At 34.5% G+C, this 20063-nt stretch carries 16 protein-coding genes; 10 read left to right on the top strand and 6 right to left on the bottom strand.

Annotated elements, in window-relative coordinates:
• The first annotated feature begins 42 nt into the window (after positions 1–42).
• On the top strand, positions 43–2166 hold the full coding sequence (gene scpA / locus BLT80_RS13025; RefSeq protein WP_092468700.1) for a methylmalonyl-CoA mutase: 2124 nt from the start codon (positions 43–45) through the stop codon (positions 2164–2166).
• Positions 2167–2228: 62 nt separating this feature from the next.
• On the opposite strand, the gene BLT80_RS13020 is transcribed toward scpA, so the two are convergent.
• Entirely contained in the window at positions 2229–4994 is a 2766-nt protein-coding gene (locus tag BLT80_RS13020) for a M16 family metallopeptidase (protein ID WP_092468698.1), read from the bottom strand.
• A gap of 154 nt (positions 4995–5148) precedes the next feature.
• On the opposite strand from BLT80_RS13020, the gene BLT80_RS13015 reads away from it, so the two are divergent.
• The 9 genes from BLT80_RS13015 to BLT80_RS12975 all read left to right on the top strand — a co-directional run bounded on the left by BLT80_RS13015 (position 5149) and on the right by BLT80_RS12975 (position 14835).
• The gene (locus BLT80_RS13015) at positions 5149–6087 is read left to right on the top strand and encodes an alpha/beta hydrolase (protein ID WP_092468696.1); all 939 of its coding nucleotides are present in this window, start codon (positions 5149–5151) and stop codon (positions 6085–6087) included.
• Positions 6088–6188: 101 nt separating this feature from the next.
• Complete coding sequence (locus BLT80_RS13010) at positions 6189–9026, top strand: M16 family metallopeptidase (protein ID WP_092468694.1); 2838 nt, start codon at positions 6189–6191, stop codon at positions 9024–9026.
• Between the two features lie 138 nt (positions 9027–9164).
• Complete coding sequence (locus BLT80_RS13005; RefSeq protein ID WP_092468692.1) at positions 9165–9932, top strand: ParA family protein; 768 nt, start codon at positions 9165–9167, stop codon at positions 9930–9932.
• On the top strand, positions 9932–10834 hold the full coding sequence (locus tag BLT80_RS13000; RefSeq protein ID WP_092468690.1) for a ParB/RepB/Spo0J family partition protein: 903 nt from the start codon (positions 9932–9934) through the stop codon (positions 10832–10834). Before BLT80_RS13005 ends, BLT80_RS13000 begins: the two co-directional genes overlap by 1 nt.
• Positions 10824–11411 (top strand): DUF5683 domain-containing protein, encoded by a 588-nt coding sequence (locus tag BLT80_RS12995; protein ID WP_092468688.1) that lies wholly within the window; start codon positions 10824–10826, stop codon positions 11409–11411. The genes BLT80_RS13000 and BLT80_RS12995 overlap by 11 nt, the downstream gene beginning before the upstream one ends.
• Before the next feature lies 1 nt (position 11412).
• A complete protein-coding gene (gene dapB / locus BLT80_RS12990) occupies positions 11413–12114 on the top strand; it encodes a 4-hydroxy-tetrahydrodipicolinate reductase (RefSeq protein ID WP_092468685.1) in 702 nt (233 codons plus the stop codon).
• Between the two features lie 62 nt (positions 12115–12176).
• Entirely contained in the window at positions 12177–13784 is a 1608-nt protein-coding gene (lepB, locus tag BLT80_RS12985; protein WP_092468683.1) for a signal peptidase I, read from the top strand.
• Positions 13785–13822: 38 nt separating this feature from the next.
• Positions 13823–14443: a WbqC family protein gene (locus BLT80_RS12980; protein WP_092468680.1), complete on the top strand. Its 621-nt coding sequence runs from the start codon at positions 13823–13825 to the stop codon at positions 14441–14443.
• An 83-nt stretch (positions 14444–14526) separates the two neighbouring features.
• On the top strand, positions 14527–14835 hold the full coding sequence (locus BLT80_RS12975; RefSeq protein ID WP_092468678.1) for a DUF6122 family protein: 309 nt from the start codon (positions 14527–14529) through the stop codon (positions 14833–14835).
• A 1-nt stretch (position 14836) separates the two neighbouring features.
• On the opposite strand, the gene BLT80_RS12970 is transcribed toward BLT80_RS12975, so the two are convergent.
• From BLT80_RS12970 to BLT80_RS12950, 5 genes are read right to left on the bottom strand one after another with little or no spacing between them, the layout of a single operon-like run.
• A complete protein-coding gene (locus BLT80_RS12970; RefSeq protein WP_092468676.1) occupies positions 14837–15859 on the bottom strand; it encodes an endonuclease/exonuclease/phosphatase family protein in 1023 nt (340 codons plus the stop codon).
• Between the two features lie 12 nt (positions 15860–15871).
• On the bottom strand, positions 15872–16741 hold the full coding sequence (locus tag BLT80_RS12965) for a rhomboid family protein (RefSeq protein WP_092468673.1): 870 nt from the start codon (positions 16739–16741) through the stop codon (positions 15872–15874).
• A 2-nt stretch (positions 16742–16743) separates the two neighbouring features.
• Positions 16744–17565 carry a rhomboid family intramembrane serine protease gene (locus BLT80_RS12960; RefSeq protein WP_092468671.1) on the bottom strand — a complete coding sequence of 274 codons (822 nt, stop codon included), beginning with the start codon at positions 17563–17565 and terminating at the stop codon, positions 16744–16746.
• Positions 17566–17568: 3 nt separating this feature from the next.
• The gene (gene mutL / locus BLT80_RS12955) at positions 17569–19428 is read right to left on the bottom strand and encodes a DNA mismatch repair endonuclease MutL (RefSeq protein ID WP_092468669.1); all 1860 of its coding nucleotides are present in this window, start codon (positions 19426–19428) and stop codon (positions 17569–17571) included.
• Positions 19428–19712 (bottom strand): riboflavin synthase subunit beta, encoded by a 285-nt coding sequence (locus BLT80_RS12950; protein ID WP_092468667.1) that lies wholly within the window; start codon positions 19710–19712, stop codon positions 19428–19430. Before BLT80_RS12950 ends, mutL begins: the two co-directional genes overlap by 1 nt.
• Positions 19713–20063: the final 351 nt, after the last annotated feature.

Here is a 20063-nt window from a genome sequence, read left to right as displayed (position 1 = left end):
AAAAACCTATAGTAGCTTTACACCCTTAAAAACACATTCATAATGTCAAGAAAAAATCTTCAACATATAATTTTAAAGAAGGAAGCACGAAGCTTAAATCCTGAAGGCGAGAACGACTTTTTAACTGCTGAAAATATCAGAGTAAAATCGTCGTATTCAAAAGAGGATATTCAAGACTTAGAACATCTTAATTTTGTTGCAGGTATCGCACCAAACCTTCGTGGACCATATTCAACTATGTATGTTCGCAGACCTTGGACCATTAGACAATATGCTGGGTTTTCAACAGCAGAAGAAAGCAACGCATTTTACAGAAGAAACTTAGCCGCAGGACAAAAAGGCCTATCAGTCGCTTTCGATTTAGCAACACATAGAGGATACGATTCTGATCACGAACGTGTTGTTGGTGATGTTGGTAAAGCTGGTGTCGCCATTGATTCTGTCGAGGACATGAAAATTTTATTCGATCAGATCCCCCTCGATAAGATGTCGGTTTCTATGACAATGAATGGAGCCGTCTTACCCATTATGGCATTTTATATTGTAGCAGCCGAAGAACAAGGGGTTCAACCAGAGCAACTTGCAGGAACCATTCAGAATGACATCTTAAAAGAGTTTATGGTTAGAAACACTTACATCTACCCACCTACTCCATCTATGACGATTATCTCAGATATCTTTGAATATTCTAGTAAGAACATGCCCAAATTTAACAGCATCAGTATTTCGGGATATCACATGCAAGAGGCTGGAGCCACTTGTGATATTGAATTAGCATACACTTTAGCAGACGGCTTAGAATACATCAGAAAAGGCCTTGAAGCAGGTATGGATATTGACACCTTTGCCCCGAGACTATCGTTCTTTTGGGCCATTGGCATGAATCACTTTATGGAAATCGCAAAAATGCGTGCAGCCCGTATGCTTTGGGCGAAACTCGTAAAGCAATTTAACCCAAAGAATCAAAAATCATTAGCACTAAGAACCCATTGCCAAACCTCTGGCTGGAGTTTAACTGAGCAAGATCCTTTTAATAATGTAGCACGAACTTGTATTGAAGCTTCTGCAGCTGCTTTTGGTGGTACACAAAGCCTGCACACCAACGCTCTAGACGAAGCAATTGCCTTACCAACTGACTTTTCTGCTCGTATCGCAAGAAACACACAGATTTACTTACAAGAAGAAACTCATATTACAAAAACCGTTGACCCCTGGGCTGGCAGCTATTATCTTGAAAAATTAACTGACGATATCGTTAATGAAGCCTGGAAGTTAATCCAAGAAGTTGAGGATTTAGGCGGCATGACCAAAGCGATTGAGGCTGGTATTCCAAAACTACGAATCGAAGAAGCTGCAGCTCGCAAACAAGCCCGAATAGACTCAACTCAAGATGTTATTGTTGGCGTTAATAAATACCGCTTAGAACAAGAAGATCCGATTTCAACTCTAGAAGTTGATAACCAAACGGTTAGACTACAACAAATCGAACGCTTAAACAGCATAAAAGCAAGTCGTGATAATTCTGCTGTAACCGAAGCATTGTCAAAATTAACAGAAGCCGCAAAGACAAGTGAGGGAAATTTATTAGCTTTAGCGGTAGATGCAGCAAGAAAACGTGCAACATTAGGCGAAATAAGCGATGCTTTAGAAGCTGAATTTGGACGACACAAAGCACAAATTAAATCATTTTCAGGTGTGTACAGCAAAGAAATAAAAGACGATAAGAGTTTCCAAAAAGCAAGAGAACTTGCCAACCAATTTGCAGAACAAGATGGTCGTAGACCTCGAATCATGATCGCAAAAATGGGACAAGACGGTCACGATAGAGGCGCAAAAGTTGTAGCTACTGGCTATGCCGATGTGGGCTTTGATGTCGATATTGGACCACTCTTCCAAACACCTAAAGAAGCAGCTAAACAAGCTGTTGAAAATGACGTACACATCTTAGGTATATCTTCCTTAGCAGCAGGACATAAAACATTAGTACCTCAAGTAATAGACGAACTAAAAAACTATGGTCGCGATGACATTATGGTGATTGTCGGAGGCGTCATTCCGAAGCAAGATTACCAATATTTATTTGATGCTGGAGCTATTGCTGTCTTTGGACCTGGAACCAAAATTAGTGATGCCGCCATTCAAATATTAGAAATCTTAATTGATTAAAATAAAAAAGGCACTGTTGGTTAACAGTGCCTTTTTTTTATTCAAACTAATAGATACTAAATCTAGTCGTCTATTTTCTTTACTTCTTCCTTCTTTATTTCAAAGCTCTCGTAATCTCCAGCATTCACAACTGTCCATTTTTTAAAATCTTTAAAATAGGTCTTAATAGCTTTATTAACATCTTCAACTGTTAAACCTTTTACTTGCTCTTCTATCTCCTTTTGAAACATCATGTCTCTATCATAATACAAGTTGTTATTAATTGTACTAGAAAGCTCATTATCTTTTGCTCTAGACACACTTTGCGCTTGTACCCATCCTTTAACAGCGTCTTCTAATTCCTGCTCTGTAATACCATCTTTTATAAAACGTGCAATTTCTTCATCAAATCCTTGTTGCACTTTTGCTTCATTTTCAGGAGCGTATATCGCATAAATATACATCGCAGAATTTCTGTCATCCTTACCTCCATCTACATTAACTCCACCACCAGCACCATAACTGACACCATCTTGCTGACGTAATCTTGTGGCGATACGAGAGTTTAAGAAACCACCACCGAATACAGAACCTGCAACCTGTAACGCTGCATAATCTTTATCGTATTCACTACCTTCAAAGTTTAAGAAACCAAGCGTAAAGGCATTTTTCTTATCTGGTGTAATAATCTTTTCGTTTGCTGGCTTATTTCCTGAAAACGGATCTTTAATTTCGGAATATGGTAAATCAGATTTAAAATCCGAAAATTCGTTTTCAAAATATGTTTTTAATTCTTCTTCATCTATATTTCCTATAGCTATAAGGTTAGCACTATCTGAAATTCCATAGAAATCATTATAATAGGCTTGCATACCTTCAACCGTAACATTATTGATAGCTTCAACCTCTTCCTCTAAGGTCATATTATATAAAGGATGACCTTTTTTATATTTCTGATTAATCGCACCCAATCTTTTTTGAACTAAAAATTGTGGCTCTGTTTTATTGCTTTCAATACTTGCTAATTCTTCAGCTTTAAGCTTCTCCAACTCTGCATTATCAAAAGCAGGCGTTTTAAGCATCTCAGTCATAAGCATCAATGTTTCTTTAAGATTTTCCTTAGTAGAGCTTACGTAAGCCGTAGTTTTACCATTAGAACCACTAAAAAACACAGAGGATTTTAACGCACTTAATTTATCTTCGATATCTTGTCTAGATTTAGATGTCGTGCCTTTATTTAACATTCTAGCCGTAAAACTAGCAACGTTCCCTTTATTCATTAAGTCATCAACTCCTCCATTTCTAAACGTAAAGGATACATTTACGGTTTCACCTCTATTATCCTTTTTTATAAATCCATATTCAATCTTACTTTCTGAAAGCTCACCAGAATCTAATGTCTTTTGAATGTTTTCATAACTAACATCAAACGCCTCACCTGCACTGAGGGCTTCTTTTCCTTTATAGTTAGATACTAAATCCTCCAAGCCTTCGGTATGAGGGATTTCGATTCTCATAGGTGTTTTTGTTGGTATAAAATTCCCAACAGTCCGGTTCGTTTTAATAAAATAGCGTCCCAAAACATGATTTACTTGTTCTAATGTAGCGGACTCAATACGATCTCTATGAATAAACATTAATCTCCAGTCACCTGCTCCAATAAATTCACTTGTAAATGTTCCTAAATATGAAGAGTTTCTACTAATCTGATCTATTTGTTTTAAGATATTAGCCTTAGCTCTTTTAAGCTCTTCTTCGGTAATTGGGTTTTCTCTTAACCCATCAAATAAATTTAATAAGGTCGTTTCTGCTGTCTCAATCGATTTATCTGAAGGCACATCAACATTAAAATACATAAACCCAGGCTCTTTGGTAAAAGGTGAAAAACTCCAAACTGACGAAGCTTGCTTCTCTTCTACTAAGGCCTTATATATACGTCCTGAAGGTTGGTCCGTTAAAATGTTTTCAACAAGAGCCATTGGAGCATAATCTTCATGTGATCCTGCAGGTGTATGAAATAATGCCGATACTAATTGCAAATCCCCAACGCGACTTAACTCTACTCTTTTTTCACCATCTTGCGCTGGTTCAATTGTAGGAACATCAACTAAAGGAATTTCAGGGTTTTTAATACTACCAAATTTTTTATTTATTAAAGCTAATGTCTTTTCTACCTCAAACTTACCAGTAACCATTAATACAGCATTATCTGGTCTGTAATACTTTTTGTAAAACGCTTTTAGATTTTCAATTGGCACACGTTCGATATCCGACTTATTACCAATAGTCGATTGGCCGTAATTATGCCACAAGAACGCTGAACTTATAACCTTCTCCATAAGCACTCCAGTTGGACTATTTTCACCAGATTCAAATTCATTCCGAACTACAGAAAATTCTGAATCTAAATCTTTTTTTGCAATGTATGAATTCACCATGCGGTCAGCTTCTAAATCTAAAGCCCAATCTATATTATCTTCTGTAGCGTTAAACGTTTCAAAATAATTGGTACGATCATACCAGGTTGTTCCATTTGGTCTTGCACCACGAGCGGTTAACTCCTTTGGAATATCTGGATGATTAGGAGTGCCTTTAAACACTAAGTGCTCTAACAAGTGCGCCATTCCTTTTTCCCCATAGCCCTCATGCCTAGAACCTACTTTGTAAGTAATATTCACAGTAACAGTTTGTGAAGAATTATCAGGGAACAACAAGACCTTAAGGCCATTATCTAACATATACTCTGTAATCCCTTCTACAGAAGCTGTTTGTTTGGGTTGTGCCTCAATAATACTCGACAAGCACAAGGTTAGCAGCAATAATACTACTGAACGGTAATTCATTTTCATAATGGATTATATTTTTAGTTAGTTGAAAGATAAATATAATTTAACTGACATTAACTTAGTGACTTAACTTTTTTTTTTGAAATAACTATCTTTGACAATTAATTTACGATCTATATAAAAAGAGTTAATACGAGAGAATTCCTAATATAAATTCATGACAAAAAACAGAATTACCAAAATTTCTAAATACACATTTTTAATTCTGTTAGCGGTAGGGTTATTGCTTTTCTATTTCCTTTTTCCTCGTTTTATAATAGAAAAAAGAAACCCTATTATAGAGTCATTTAAAACTCAAAAAGTCATCAGCAATACTCCTGGACAAAATGATAACTCCAAATTCAAAAGAAAAAAGTTAACAATAACAACTTATGATAACCTTAAACACTACGCACTATTAACGTATGCTAATATAGCCGAACCTAAAGGCACTATCATTTTACTACATGGAAGCAGCCACACCAAAGAACATTTTCTTGAATTAAGTGAATTTCTTTCAATTAACGGCTTTAATTCTGTAGCGATAGATATAAGAGGATTCGGTGAAAGTGAAGGTCAATTTTTTACTCACGGAGTTAAAGAAACGAAAGATATTCAAAAATTAATTGATGACTTAATTACTAAAGAAGGGTTAGACAATATTGGTATCTGGGGACAATCTATTGGAGGAGCACTCGTGCTTCAAACGATGGGAGTAGATAAACGTATTAAATATGGCGTATCAGAAAGTTCTTATACCGATTTAAAATCTAACATACGAAGTTTTTTCAGGCGTCACACAGGAGTCAACCTTCCTTTCATCAGCGATTTCTTAGTAAATAGAGCCGGCAGTATTGGTGATTTTGACCCTAACGACGCAAGTCCCCTTAAATATAGTAAACGCGTTACACAACCAATTCTTGTTATACACGGTGGTAAAGACAAGCCCATAAACATTTCAAATGGTCGGGCAAACTACGACAATATTAAAAGTAATGATAAAGAATTTATAGAGGTTGAATCTGCTGGACATTCAGATATATGGAAAATTGGAGGTGATGATCTTTTTAATACTATTCTACAATTCTTAAATAATCAAGCCAAAACTTCTAACTAAACAATTAGTTAAAATTTTGTTATTCCTTTACATATCATGATTTTATATTTAAATTAGAAGAATATTCTTATAAAATATTAATCTATTAAACCCATCAATCAATGAAAAAACTAGTTTTCAGTACAGCATTATTGTTGTGCTTAGCCATCGCATTGCCTTTAAATGCTCAGGTTGTAGAAACAAGATCAAAAGTTACTTACAATCCATCTGATCCGATTCCCATAGATTCTAATGTTAAAACAGGTACTTTAGAAAATGGCCTCACCTATTACATTCAAAACAATCCTAAACCAGAAAACAAAGTAGAATTGAGATTAGTCGTTAACGCTGGCTCAATTTTAGAGGATGAAGACCAATTAGGACTTGCACACTTTATGGAGCATATGTGTTTTAATGGCACTAAAAACTTCAAAAAAAATGAATTAGTTGATTACCTTCAAAGTATTGGAGTAAAGTTTGGAGCGCACCTCAACGCTTATACAAGTTTTGACGAAACCGTTTACATCCTTCCTATTCCGAGTGATGACCCTGAAAAACTTGAAAAAGGATTTCAAATCATAGAAGATTGGGCTCACAACGCGCTTTTAACCGATGAAGAGATAGACAATGAACGCGGCGTTGTTTTAGAAGAATACCGCTTAGGTAAAGGTGCAGACGAGCGCATGATGCAAGAATACTTACCAAAAATGATGCATGGCTCCATGTATGCTGAACGCCTTCCGATCGGAACTAAAGAAAATTTAGAAACTTTTAAATACGAAAGCCTAAAACGTTATTACAAAGATTGGTACAGACCAGATTTAATGGCCGTGATTGCGGTTGGAGATATTGATGTTGCTACGTTAGAAGAAAAAATAAAATCTCATTTCGGTCATATCAAAAATCCTAAAAACCCAAAACCAAGACCGTCATTCGATTTACCTAATCATAAGGAAACCTTTGTCGCTATTGAGTCTGATAAAGAAGCACCATTCTCAAACGTGCGATTAATGTTTAAAGACAAGGTAAATTCTAAACCAGATGTTACTTATGCCGATTACAGAAAATCAATGGTAGAGAATTTATTTTCTCAAATGATTAATAATCGTTTAGATGAAATTAGAAACGGAGACAATCCTCCTTTTGTATATGGATTCACTTATTACGGAGGCACATATGCGCGCACTAAGAATGCATTTCAATCTTCTGCTATGACGAGCCCAACAGGGCAATTAGACGCTCTAAAAACGTTGTTAGCTGAAAATGAACGTGTTCGTCAACACGGCTTCTTTGAAGGTGAATTTAATCGTGCTAAAAAAGACATCATTGCCAATATGGAACGTGCTTTTAAAGATAGAGACAAAATGGAATCTAATAGAATCGTAGGACGATACGTTAGTAATTTTTTAGAGCAAAACCCTATTCCTAGTATGGATTGGAGATTTGATTTTACAAGTTCACAGTTACCAACCATTACATTAGATGAAGTTAACGCGCTAATTACATCTTACATCAAAGAAGATAACCGCGTGGTTATTCTTACCGGTCCAGAAAAAGAAGATTTAGAACAAGTTAAAGAAGCACAAGTATTAGAATTATTAGATTCTGTTAAGACAATGGATTTAAAACCTTACGAAGATAAAGCTGTTGCTTCTTCTTTAATTACCAAAATGCCTTCAAAAGGGAGTATAAAAGAATATAAAACGGATGAAACGCTTGGCACAACAACTTTGGTTTTAAGTAATGGAGCTACAGTGACCTATAAAAAGACTGATTTTAAAAATGATGAAATTTTATTTGATGCGTTTAGCTACGGAGGAACTTCATTATATTCAGATGAAGAATACAAAGCCACTTCTAATGCTAACGGAGGTTTAACAGAAGCCGGAGTCAATGGTTTTGGCAAGATTGAATTAGGTAAAATGATGTCTGGTAAAATCGCCAATGTAAGATTATCAATTGGCACCTATAGTGAAGGTTTCTCTGGAAACACAACACCTAAAGATTTAGAAACGTTGTTTCAATTAACCTATTTACACTTTACGGCTTTAAATAAAGATGAAAATGCCTTTAGAAGCTTCGCCGATAAGCAAAAAGCATTTTTAGGCAATCTGTTGTCTAGTCCACAATTTTATTTTCAAGATCAATTGTCTGAGTTTATATATGGTAAAAATCCAAGATACACAGGATTTCCTACAGCAGAAGACATGGATAATGCGGATTACAACTTAGCTTACGAAAAATACAAAGAACGTTTTGCTGATGCAGGTGATTTCAATTTCTATTTTGTGGGTAACATCGACGAAACTAAACTCGTTGAATTATGCGAAACCTATTTAGCAAGTTTGCCATCAACAGGAAGTAATGAATCTTATAAAGTAAGCGATTTTAGACCACTAACAGGTTCTCACGAAAAGATTGTAGAGAAAGGTGAAGATCCTAAGAGCTCTGTAAGAATAACCTATCATGGCCCAACGGATTACGATGAAAAAGAAGCTCATGCTTTGAAAAGTTTAGCTGAAGTTTTATCAATTAAATTAATTGAAAAATTACGAGAAGAAGAAGGAGGCGTATACGGAGCTGGTGCTAATGCAAGTATAAGTAATATGCCATATGACTGGTTTAGATTTAATATTAGTTTTCCATGTGGTCCAGAAAATGTTGATAAACTTATAACAGCAACTATGAAAGAAGTCGATCTTTTAGTCAAAGAAGGTCCAACGGAAGTTGATTTAGAAAAAGTTAAAAAGGCTCAAATTTTAGATTACAAAGAAGATTTAAAAACGAATAGATTCTGGTTAGGACAGCTAAAAAATGCAGACTATCTCAAAAAAGACGCTCATAACATCTTAAAATTTGAAGATGCTGTAAACAGCCTAACTGTTGCCGATTTACATGATGTCGCTAAAAAATATTTAACGCAAGGTTATATCACTGGTATTCATAATCCAGAAAAATAAGATTATCCCTATAATATTAAGCAGCCTTCATTACTTCAATTGAAGGCTGCTTTTTTTTATGGAACTGTTAACAACTTCAATTTCTTAAAGTCGTAAATAATCGTAATTTTAAGCCCTTATATTTAACCAAATCATTTAATGGGTAAAATCATTGCGATAGCAAATCAAAAAGGAGGAGTTGGTAAGACAACAACCTCAGTAAATTTAGCCGCTTCTTTAGGTGCACTAGAGAAGAAAGTACTGCTTATAGATGCCGATCCTCAAGCCAACGCAAGTTCTGGTTTAGGCATTGATGTAGATACGGTTGCCATAGGCTCATACCAAGTTATAGAACATTCTGCGAATGCAAAAGAAGCTATTGTAACTTCTAACGCACCAAATGTAGATGTCATGCCTGCGCATATCGACCTTGTGGCTATTGAAATTGAATTGGTAGATAAAGAAGAGCGTGAGTATATGCTTAAAAAAGCTATCATCGATTTAAAATCGGAATATGATTATATCTTAATCGATTGTGCTCCGTCTTTAGGATTATTAACTTTGAATGCTTTAACAGCGGCAGATTCGGTTATTATACCTATTCAATGCGAGTATTTTGCACTTGAAGGTTTAGGCAAACTGTTAAATACTATTAAAAGTGTACAGAAAATCCATAATGAAGCGTTAGACATAGAAGGCTTATTGCTAACGATGTTTGATTCGCGTTTACGCTTATCTAATCAAGTTGTAGAAGAAGTACAAAAACACTTTAGTGATATGGTGTTTGATACTATTATTCAACGAAACGTACGTTTGGGTGAAGCACCAAGTTATGGTGAAAGCATTATTAACTATGATGTAAGTAGTAAAGGTGCAGCAAATTATTTGAGTTTGGCCAAAGAGCTGATTAAGAAAAATGAATTATAATGGCGAAAGCGACAAAAAAACAAGCATTAGGACGTGGTCTTTCAGCTTTACTGAAAGATCCTGAAAACGATATCAATTCAGCAGAGGATAGAAATGCAGATAAAGTAGTTGGTAATATAGTAGAGCTAGATATTGAGAGTATTGAGGTCAATCCATTTCAACCAAGAACCAATTTCAATGAAGAAACATTAAGAGAACTGGCGTCTTCAATTCGCGAGCTTGGTGTTATACAACCTATCACTGTTAGAAAATTAGCTTTTAATAAATACCAATTAGTATCTGGAGAACGCCGTTTTAGAGCTTCAAAATTAATAGGATTAGAAGCCATTCCTGCATACATAAGAATTGCGAATGACCAAGAGTCGTTAGAAATGGCTTTGGTAGAAAACATTCAACGTCAGGATTTAGATCCTATAGAAATCGCCTTATCGTATCAACGCTTAATTGACGAAATTCAATTAACGCAAGAGCAAATGAGTGAGCGCGTTGGAAAAAAACGTTCTACGATAGCTAACTATTTACGTTTATTAAAGTTAGACCCAATTATCCAAACAGGTATACGCGATGGTTTTATTAGCATGGGTCATGGACGAGCTATGGTTAATATAGAGGATCAAATTGACCAACTCGAAGTTTACGAAAAAATCATTACAAATAAACTTTCCGTTAGAGCTACAGAACAATTAGTAAAAAACTTAAATTCTGATACTCCTGCTAAAACAGAAGAACCTAGCTTCGAAATCCCTAAACACATTAAAAAAGGGGTTAAGGACTTTTCTGAATATTTTGGTCATAAAATAGACGTTAAGGTTACAAAAAACGGAAGCGGAAGAATAACAATACCTTTTCATTCTGAAGAAGATTTCAACCGAATAAAAAAATTAGTTCAACGTGACAAATAAAGGTTTTTACAGTCTTTTAATGTGCTTGTTCTCTGTGCTCTTTTCATTTTCTCAAATTGAAAAAGACAGCACTAGTATTGCTATAGAGGAAAGTCCAATTATTGCAAATGAAACTTTAGTAAAAAAGGAAATAGACCCTTTAAGACCTTCTAAAGCTGCGTTTTATTCTGCAGTACTTCCTGGTTTAGGCCAAGCATACAACAAAAAATATTGGAAAATTCCGATTGTTTGGGGTGCCATAGGTACTGGCGTTTACTTTTTTGTAAGAAACGATAAGCAATTTGACCGCTATAGAGATGCTTATAAAAGTCGTTTGGCTGGTTTTAAGGACGATGAATTTTATAATATAATTTCAGACGATGGACTTATTAGAGCACAAGAACAGTTTAGACGAAATAAAGAAATGTCTATCTTAATAACCTTGGGCTTATACGCCCTAAATATTTTAGATGCTAATATAGACGCGCATTTACTCCAATTTAATGTCGACGAAAATCTAAGTCTCAGTCCACATTATCAATATAATCAAATGGAAAACACTTCGGATTTAGGACTAACGTTTAATTTTAAATTTTAACATGAAAATAGCTTTACTCGGTTATGGACGAATGGGAAAAAGTATTGAGGCTATAGCTGTTAATCGCAGTCACAGTATTGTATTAAAAGTATCAGATGCCAACTCTAATTATGATTTTTCTGATGCTGATGTTGCCATAGACTTTAGTATCCCCTCGGTTGCCGTAACTAACATAAAAAAAGCATTGGACGCTGGAGTTCCTGTTATTTCAGGAACCACAGGTTGGTTAGATCATTACGATGAGATTATTGACTATTGCAATTCTAAAGACGGTTCATTTCTATATGCTTCAAATTTTAGTTTAGGTGTTAATCTTTTCTTTGAACTCAACAAAAAATTGAGCGAATTAATGTCTGGTTTTTCTGAATACACTACAGAAATAGAAGAAATTCATCATACACAAAAATTAGACGCACCAAGCGGAACGGCAATTACGTTAGCGGAACAGATTATAGCGCAAACTAATTATAATAATTGGACTTTAGACGCGCCAAAATCTAACGAAATTAAGATTGATGCTAAACGCATTGAAGGGGTTCCAGGCACACATGAAATCACCTATAATTCTGAAGTAGACGCTATAAGCATAAAACATACAGCACACAGTAGACAAGGTTTTGCTATGGGAGCCGTAATCGCTGCAGAATGGATTAAAGATAAAAAAGGCATCTTTAGTATGAAAGATGTGTTAAACATTGGTTAATTTGCCAATATATTGCAACGAATTAAAATAATTTTCAACCTATTTAGATTAAATAACATATTATGAGCTGGACGCAGTGGTTTATCTTTTTACTCATTATACAAATCATACATGGCCTAGGTACATGGAAATTATATATTAAAGCTGGGAGGCAAGCATGGGAAGCATTTGTGCCTGTCTACAACGCCGTTGTTTTAATGAAAATTATTTCACGCCCTTGGTGGTGGGTGATTTTAATGTTTTTACCAATTGTAAATCTTATTATGATTCCTGCAGTATGGGTAGAAACTGCTCGTTCTTTTGGTAAAGACAGTAAAATCGATGCGCTTTTATGCATTGTTACTCTAGGTTTTTATCTTTTCTATCTCAACTATGCGGCCGATGTTAATTATATTGAAAACCGCGAATTAAAACCGAAAACGTCATCAGGAGAATGGATTAGCTCTATTCTTTTTGCTGTAGTAGCAGCTACGATTGTACATACGTATTTCTTTCAACCATTTGTGATTCCATCATCATCTTTAGAAAAGTCTTTATTGGTTGGTGACTTTCTTATTGTGAGTAAGTTTCATTATGGTGCACGTACGCCGATGACAACCGTTGGGGCACCAATGGTACATGATACTATTCCTGTATTAGGAAAAAAATCTTATTTATATAACGATAATTTCGAAGAACGCAATACATCATGGATCAATAAACTACAATTGCCATTTTTTAGATTCCCAGGTTTCGAAAATGTGGAACGTAACGATATTGTTGTTTTTAATCAGCCAGCAGATACGTTGCTGAACATGAATGATTTTAATCCAGATCGGAATTACTACAAGCCTATCGACAAAAAAACAAACTTAGTAAAGCGCTGTGTTGGTATTGCCGGTGACACTTTAGAAATTAGAAATGGGTATGTCTTTATTAACGGGAAACAAAATAAGTTACCACCAAGATCTCATCTTCAGTTTTCTTACGATATTACGTTTAAGAGACAATTACAACCTCTGCGAATTATCGATATTTTAAAGAAATATGATATCACAGATCATTTAGGTTACGGCACTACGGAAGGCTCTTATTCTATACCTGCTGCAACAGATGAGGCGATAGCAAAATTAAGATTGCACCCTGAAGTCGCTTCAATAGTACCGACAAAACAAGTAAAAGGCGTTGATGGAAATATTTTCCCAAGAGACAAAAATTACCCTTGGAATACGGACTACTTTGGTCCGATGTGGATTCCTAAGGCTGGAGGTACTGTAAATTTAACTACTGAAAATATTTCTATATATAAACGTGCCATTTCAGAATACGAAGGTCACAAAGTTGTGACTAGAGGTAATCAAATTTTTATTGATGATCAACCAGCTACATCATACACTTTTCAGCAAGATTATTACTGGATGATGGGAGATAACAGACATAATTCTGTTGATAGTCGTTATTGGGGATTTGTACCTAACGATCATATTTTTGGTAAACCTGTTTTTATTTGGATGAGTATTGATGGTATTAATGATGGTATTAAAAACTGGAGTTTCCGTTGGGATCGTATATTTACAACTGTAACTGGTCCTAATGAGCGTACGTCTTACCTTATTCCTTTTATAATCTTTATTGTAGGGCTCACATTCTTTAACAAATGGAGACGAAAGAAAAAGGCAAAACAGAGTTAATGATTCTTGGTTGTTAAATAGAGATTGATTTTACAGACATGAATAGCCTTATACATCCAACATATTTCCCAAATATTGCACATTTTTGGGCTGTTGTGAATGCCGATTCGATACATCTTGAAGTCTTTGATAATTATCAAAAACAATCCTACAGAAACCGAACCGAAATTTATGGGGCTAATGGAAAATTGGCTTTAACAGTCCCTGTAAGTTACACTCAGAAAAACAGACAGCTATATAAAGATGTGAAGATTGCTAATGAAGAGCAATGGCAACTCCTCCATTTAAAGTCGCTACAATCAGCTTATAGCATGTCTCCTTTTTTTGAGTTTTATATCGATGACTTTTTGCCGCTATTTGAAAATCAATTTGATTATATATTAGACTTCAATTTAAAGTGTTTAGAAGTGCTTATTAGTAGTCTTCAATTGGACATTAAGCCTGTTCAAACGACTCTATTTGAAAAAGAGCCTATTGATAAAATAGATTATAGAAATTTAGTAAAACGAAATTCTGAAGTCAAAACCTTTGAACCTTACACCCAAGTTTTTAGCGAGAAACATGGATTTATTTCTAATCTTAGTATTTTAGACCTTTTATTTAATGAAGGCCCCAATACAGAACTGTATTTAAAAAAACAGGAATTATTACTTAATTAACTGAGGTAATTTCTCGAAAATTTCAATGATGACACAGCGTTATCTAAGTGCTAATCTAAAATAGTGATTCCATAACATAAATAATGCTTCAATCCTCTATTCATTACGGCATACACTTTGGCTTACCTTTAGTAGTGGCTATCGTATTTTATAGAACGTATTGGCTGAAGGCTTATGCGATTATGATATTGGGCATACTCATCGATTTAGATCACTTATTAGCGAATCCTGTTTTTGACCCTAACCGATGTAGCATCAATTTTCATCCGCTTCATTCCTACTATGCCATTGCTGTTTATATAGTGCTGCTAATTCCTAAAAAGGTACGATTGATTGGTCTCGGATTGATAATTCACATTATTGCAGATACCGCAGATTGCTGGCTCATGTAGTTTATGGTAAACTAAGCGTCGTTTTTATAGGATAATGATCTGACAGTTTTACATCAAATGTTTTAAAACCATTAACTGTAAAATCTTTGTCTGCTAAAATAAAATCGATTCGCATTGGAAAGAATTTAAAATCATACGTTCTACCAAAGCCATTTCCAGCATCTTCAAACGTGTCTTTTAAATCGTCGCCTTTCACCATTCTGTAGATATAAGAATAGGCTGTATTATTAAAATCTCCTGTTACAATAGTTTTGTAATTAGATTTTGACTTATGTGCTAAAAACAACTCCACTTGATCTTGTTGGGCTTTAAACGTCGCACCAACTTGCTTAAATAAATGACTAGAAGTTTCTTTTTTTAGTTTTTCAACATCCGTCTCAATACCTGAAGATTGTAAGTGAAATGTATATACTCTAATGGTATCTTTTTGTTTTACAATATCAATAAAAATAGCATTGTTATAGGTATTAGGAAATTCTAACGAACCCGAATTAATAATCGGGAATTTAGAGTAAATAGCTTGCCCCCCTTTAATGCCTTTATTATAAGTTGCATTAAAGTTATGGTATCCTTCAAACCTTACTTGTTCACTTCTTGGATATTCCTGAAGACATAAAACATCTGGTTGCTCCTTCTTTACAAAGTCGATAATATTATCTTTTACTGTTTTATCTTTTAACCAATCATACTTGTTGAAAAGCCTTACGTTAAATGACATCACAGTAAAATTCGAGTCATCTTTAATATCTTCTGAAGCCGAAAACTTATACATCGAATTAATATAATTCCAACCTAATAACAATACTACTAATGATAATAGCAATTGTTTTTTTACCCGAAGTAACCAATAAATTAAAAAGATGACGTTGAGAATAATAAGCAATGGCACTCCTAAGCTTAATACAGATAATGTAGCAAAACTTTTTGGAGGAATGTAGGGTAAGATATAAGACGTAAGCAATAAAAATGCCACCAACGAATTGATGATAAATACAATTTTGCTACCAAGTTTTAAACCTTTCACTTTACCCTATTATTATTTACCTGCTTTAAATAGAAATTCTTTTTCTACAGCAGTTAGACTCTCATAGCCGCTTTTACTGATTTTATCGAGAATTAAATCTATTTTTTTCTGATTATTAAACGTATTAAATTCGTCTTTAGTCTTACCAGCGTAATCCTTTTTTTCGGTTTTACGATATACTGTTTTTAAGTTAGACTTAGGTTTAAATAAATTCATAAAACTATCCATAGTACGTTCAAAGCCTTTACCAATATCTGTACCTTTAAGAAGTTTAGTCGCATATACATACCCCAAAAGATAACCTCCAAAATGCGCCACATAACCACCTTGATTAAGCCCTAATATTAGTCTAAACAAATCGAGACCCACAATAACCATCGCGACATGTTTCCACTTTACATTAAAGGAGTTGAATAATCTAATTTCGGTATTTGGCATATAAGCCGCTACAAAAAGTAATAATGCACTAACCCCTGCAGAAGCTCCTACTAAAACTCCATGTACACCATAAAAACTAGTTGGAACAAGATTCGCAAATGCTAAATACGCTAGGCCACCACAAATAATACCTAAAAAGTAAATATTTAGGACCATTTTGGGGCGAAATAAGTTTAAGGTCAAACGAGATAAATAATAAAGAAATAGCATATTAAATGCCAAATGAAATAATCCATTATGCAAAAAACCATACGTAATTAAGGACCACGGCTGAAACAGAAAATCCATGATATCAGATGGCATTTCAAAATAGCCGAACAAATTAAATCGCAATAATGATTTAAAAATGAGACCAATAATAAACACCACAACATTAAAAGCAATGATTTTACCAAAAGCATCGAGATTTTTAAACTTATATTTTAAATCTTTAATTGTACTCATAATTAGTTCCAACGGTATTTATCCTTTTCATTTTTCTTCCAATACCACATAATTAAAAAACCTATCACTGCACCTCCTACGTGTGCCATGTATGCCGTATTACTGGGACTAAAGAAAGACGTTCCTGTTATTGCAGAAATAATATCTAATAGTATTATTCCTGGTATAAAATACTTAGCCTTAATTGGTATAGGTAAAAATATCATCATTAATTCTGCATTAGGATTCATCATTCCGAAAGCTGCTAAAATTCCCATAATACAACCAGACGCTCCTACCATAGCACTTCGGTTTAGAACATTTAAATCAAATAAGGATTTAAAATTATCTCCTGTAATAGGTGTCGTAAAATTAGCTTCATTTAATAATGGCATCATTTTCTGATGAAGTATTTCTCCTTGAATGTAATCACCAGATAAGGCATCGATATTCATTATTTTATGTAAAAGCTCAGTACTTAAATTTAAATCAGCAATACTTTGCATCGCTGTAAAATAATCCACGTAATAATAGCCCAATTGAAACAGTAAGGCTCCAAAACCTGCAGAAAAGTAGACAAATAAAAACTTTTTAGTCCCTAACCTTTGTTCAACAGGCGTACCAAACATCCAAAGTGCAAACATATTAAAAAGAAGATGCGCAGGACTTCCATGCATAAACATATGTGTCACAACTTGCCATGGCTGAAACAAATCGTTTGTAGGAAAAAACATTGAAAATAATGAGTCAAACAATTTCCCATCTCCTAATGTAACTGTCCCTATGAACATTACTACATTAATAATAATTAAGTGTTTTACTGCATCTGTTATATTAAATCTCATAGTCTACATGAATTTTTTTTCAATGTCATCTACTGCCATCGTAATAAACGTTGGTCTATTAGTTGGTGACACATTGGGTTCCTTACAGGCAAACAAACTATTTACCATATGTTCTTGTTCTGTACTATTTAGCGATTGACCATTTTTAATAGCTAAACTCTTCGCCATAGATTTTGCTAATAAATCCGCAGCACTAAAATTAGTATCTGGCACATCATTTTCTACATCGCTAATTAACTGCTCCAAAATAATAGACACCTCACTTTCTGGTACTCCAACAGGAACACCAGTTATCATAATTTCTTTTGCATTCAATTCCGAAAACACAAAACCTGTATGCTCTAAATCGGCTTTAAGGTCTTCAATAATTTTTGTTTCATTCGGAGTATAATGTAATTGCAACGGAAATAATAATTGCTGACTCGTTGCTTCCTTAATTGTAATATGCTTTAAAAAGTTTTCATACAAAATGCGTTGGTGTGCTCTATTCTGGTCGATAACTAACATCCCAGATTTTAAGGTACTCACAATATATTTTTGCTGTAATTGAAAGGTTGTTTTTCTTGTTTCAATAGACGAATCCGTAAAAATCGATTCATTTTTTGATTCACTTTCAAACGTCACCTGACTAAAATCAGATTGCGAATTATTGCCTTTAGATTCTAAACCAACATACAAACTTTCCCATGATGCCGTTGGTGCAGACTTAAATCCGGTATTATGACTTGTGGTCTTTTGCTTTACTGCTAAATCATCTGCAAATGGATTAAAACTACGATCCACCTCAATAGCAGGAGTAGATGCTTTTTTATCCCTATAATCATAAGGAGTATTTAAACTACTCTGATGTTCAAAATCTAAAACCGGAGCAATGTTGAATTGCCCTAAACTGTGCTTAACAGCAGAACGCAAAATCGCATAAAGCGTGTGCTCATCATCGAATTTAATTTCGGTTTTTGTTGGGTGAATATTAATATCTATCGATTTTGGATCGACAGTAAGATTTAGAAAATAGCTGGCATGATAGCCATCTTTTAACAAGCCTTCAAATGCCGATTTAATCGCATGATTCAAATAGGGACTCTTTATAAAACGTTGATTGACAAAAAAGAATTGCTCCGATTTTGTTTTCTTAGAAAAATTAGGCTTACCCACAAATCCAGAAATTTTCAAAACTTCTGTTTCCTCTTCAACCGGGACTAATTTTTCATTCGTTTTTGTTCCGAAAATATGCACCACACGTTGTCTGTAGTTTTCTTGAGGTACGTTAAATAAATCACTTCCATTGTGGTAAAAAGCGAAAGCAATATTAGGATGCGCTAAAGCTACACGATGAAATTCGTCTGTAATATGACGAAGTTCAACCGTATCAGACTTTAAAAAATTTCGTCTTGCCGGAATATTAAAAAACAAATGTTTTACAGAGACCGAAGTTCCGGTTGGGATTACTGAAACCTCTTGCGATTTCACCTCACTGCCTTCAATAACGATAACAGTTCCTAAATCGTCTTCGTCTTGTTTCGTTTTAAGTTCAACATGGGCAATTGCGGCAATACTCGCTAAAGCTTCACCTCTAAATCCTTTAGTATTTAGTTGAAATAAATCTTCAGCAGCTCTGATTTTTGATGTGGCATGACGCTCAAAACTCAATCGCGCATCTGTAACACTCATCCCTTTACCGTTATCAATAACTTGTACTAGGGTTTTACCAGCATCTTTAATAATGAGTTTTATTTCTGTAGCATTGGCATCAATGGCGTTTTCCATTAATTCCTTAACTACTGACGCTGGACGCTGAACGACCTCACCTGCTGCAATTTGATTGGCAACATGGTCTGGGAGAAGTTGAATAATATCTGACATTAGCTTTTTGGAAGAAAAATAGAAAGGTCGAAACCAATAATAAATAAAAATAACAACACTAAAATCGCAATTATGATAATGACGCGTTTACTTACATTTTCATCAGGATTATATTTATAATCACTAATAGCTGCATCAATTTTACCTTTTATTCCTTTAGCAGGCGACACTGTTGTTCTGTGTTCATCAAATTTGTGCTTAAGCTCAAAAGGACTCCCTTCGCCTTTATAAAAGCGCGGTTTATAATTGTACTTCCGATTCTTCTTCATTTTCATTAATCCCATAATTTCTTTATTCTATATATCCATTTAGAATATAAATTAAAACAAAAAGCGAAACTAACATGATTATTAAAGCAGGTAGCGATGTTAAAACACTTCCACGTTTTTTACCATTGCTTTTAATTTCATTCCATTTCGTCTCAAAGTCGTCTTTCGACTCTATTTCTTCGGAATCCTGAAAGCGTGGCTTATATGTAAAACGTTTATTTTTTTGTTGCTTAAACAAGTGTCTCTAAAATTAAACTTGATTAATCTCAAAAGTACTGAAAATACAAAGAAATATACCTTAAGGATTCCTTAAAATTATTAACAAAAAAGATGCCAGAGTGTGCAGTGTGCAGTGTGCAGTGTGCA

Origin of the sequence: Winogradskyella thalassocola (assembly GCF_900099995.1) — a bacterium.
Lineage (GTDB): Bacteria > Bacteroidota > Bacteroidia > Flavobacteriales > Flavobacteriaceae > Winogradskyella > Winogradskyella thalassocola.
Note: the sequence above shows the minus strand (reverse complement) of the source record. Positions and strands in the feature narration are given on the sequence as shown.

Excerpts from the sequence above, each read along its gene's own strand:
- lepB (WP_092468683.1), top strand. The coding sequence starts at position 12,177 with ATGAGCTGGACGCAGTGGTTTATCTTTTTACTCATTATACAAATCATA.
- dapB (WP_092468685.1), top strand. The coding sequence starts at position 11,413 with ATGAAAATAGCTTTACTCGGTTATGGACGAATGGGAAAAAGTATTGAG.
- mutL (WP_092468669.1), bottom strand. The coding sequence starts at position 19,428 with ATGTCAGATATTATTCAACTTCTCCCAGACCATGTTGCCAATCAAATT.
- BLT80_RS12950 (WP_092468667.1), bottom strand. The coding sequence starts at position 19,712 with ATGGGATTAATGAAAATGAAGAAGAATCGGAAGTACAATTATAAACCG.
- scpA (WP_092468700.1), top strand. The coding sequence starts at position 43 with ATGTCAAGAAAAAATCTTCAACATATAATTTTAAAGAAGGAAGCACGA.
- BLT80_RS12980 (WP_092468680.1), top strand. The coding sequence starts at position 13,823 with ATGAATAGCCTTATACATCCAACATATTTCCCAAATATTGCACATTTT.
- BLT80_RS13000 (WP_092468690.1), top strand. The coding sequence starts at position 9,932 with ATGGCGAAAGCGACAAAAAAACAAGCATTAGGACGTGGTCTTTCAGCT.
- BLT80_RS12975 (WP_092468678.1), top strand. The coding sequence starts at position 14,527 with ATGCTTCAATCCTCTATTCATTACGGCATACACTTTGGCTTACCTTTA.
- BLT80_RS13005 (WP_092468692.1), top strand. The coding sequence starts at position 9,165 with ATGGGTAAAATCATTGCGATAGCAAATCAAAAAGGAGGAGTTGGTAAG.
- BLT80_RS13020 (WP_092468698.1), bottom strand. The coding sequence starts at position 4,994 with ATGAAAATGAATTACCGTTCAGTAGTATTATTGCTGCTAACCTTGTGC.
- BLT80_RS13010 (WP_092468694.1), top strand. The coding sequence starts at position 6,189 with ATGAAAAAACTAGTTTTCAGTACAGCATTATTGTTGTGCTTAGCCATC.
- BLT80_RS12960 (WP_092468671.1), bottom strand. The coding sequence starts at position 17,565 with ATGAGATTTAATATAACAGATGCAGTAAAACACTTAATTATTATTAAT.
- BLT80_RS12965 (WP_092468673.1), bottom strand. The coding sequence starts at position 16,741 with ATGAGTACAATTAAAGATTTAAAATATAAGTTTAAAAATCTCGATGCT.
- BLT80_RS13015 (WP_092468696.1), top strand. The coding sequence starts at position 5,149 with ATGACAAAAAACAGAATTACCAAAATTTCTAAATACACATTTTTAATT.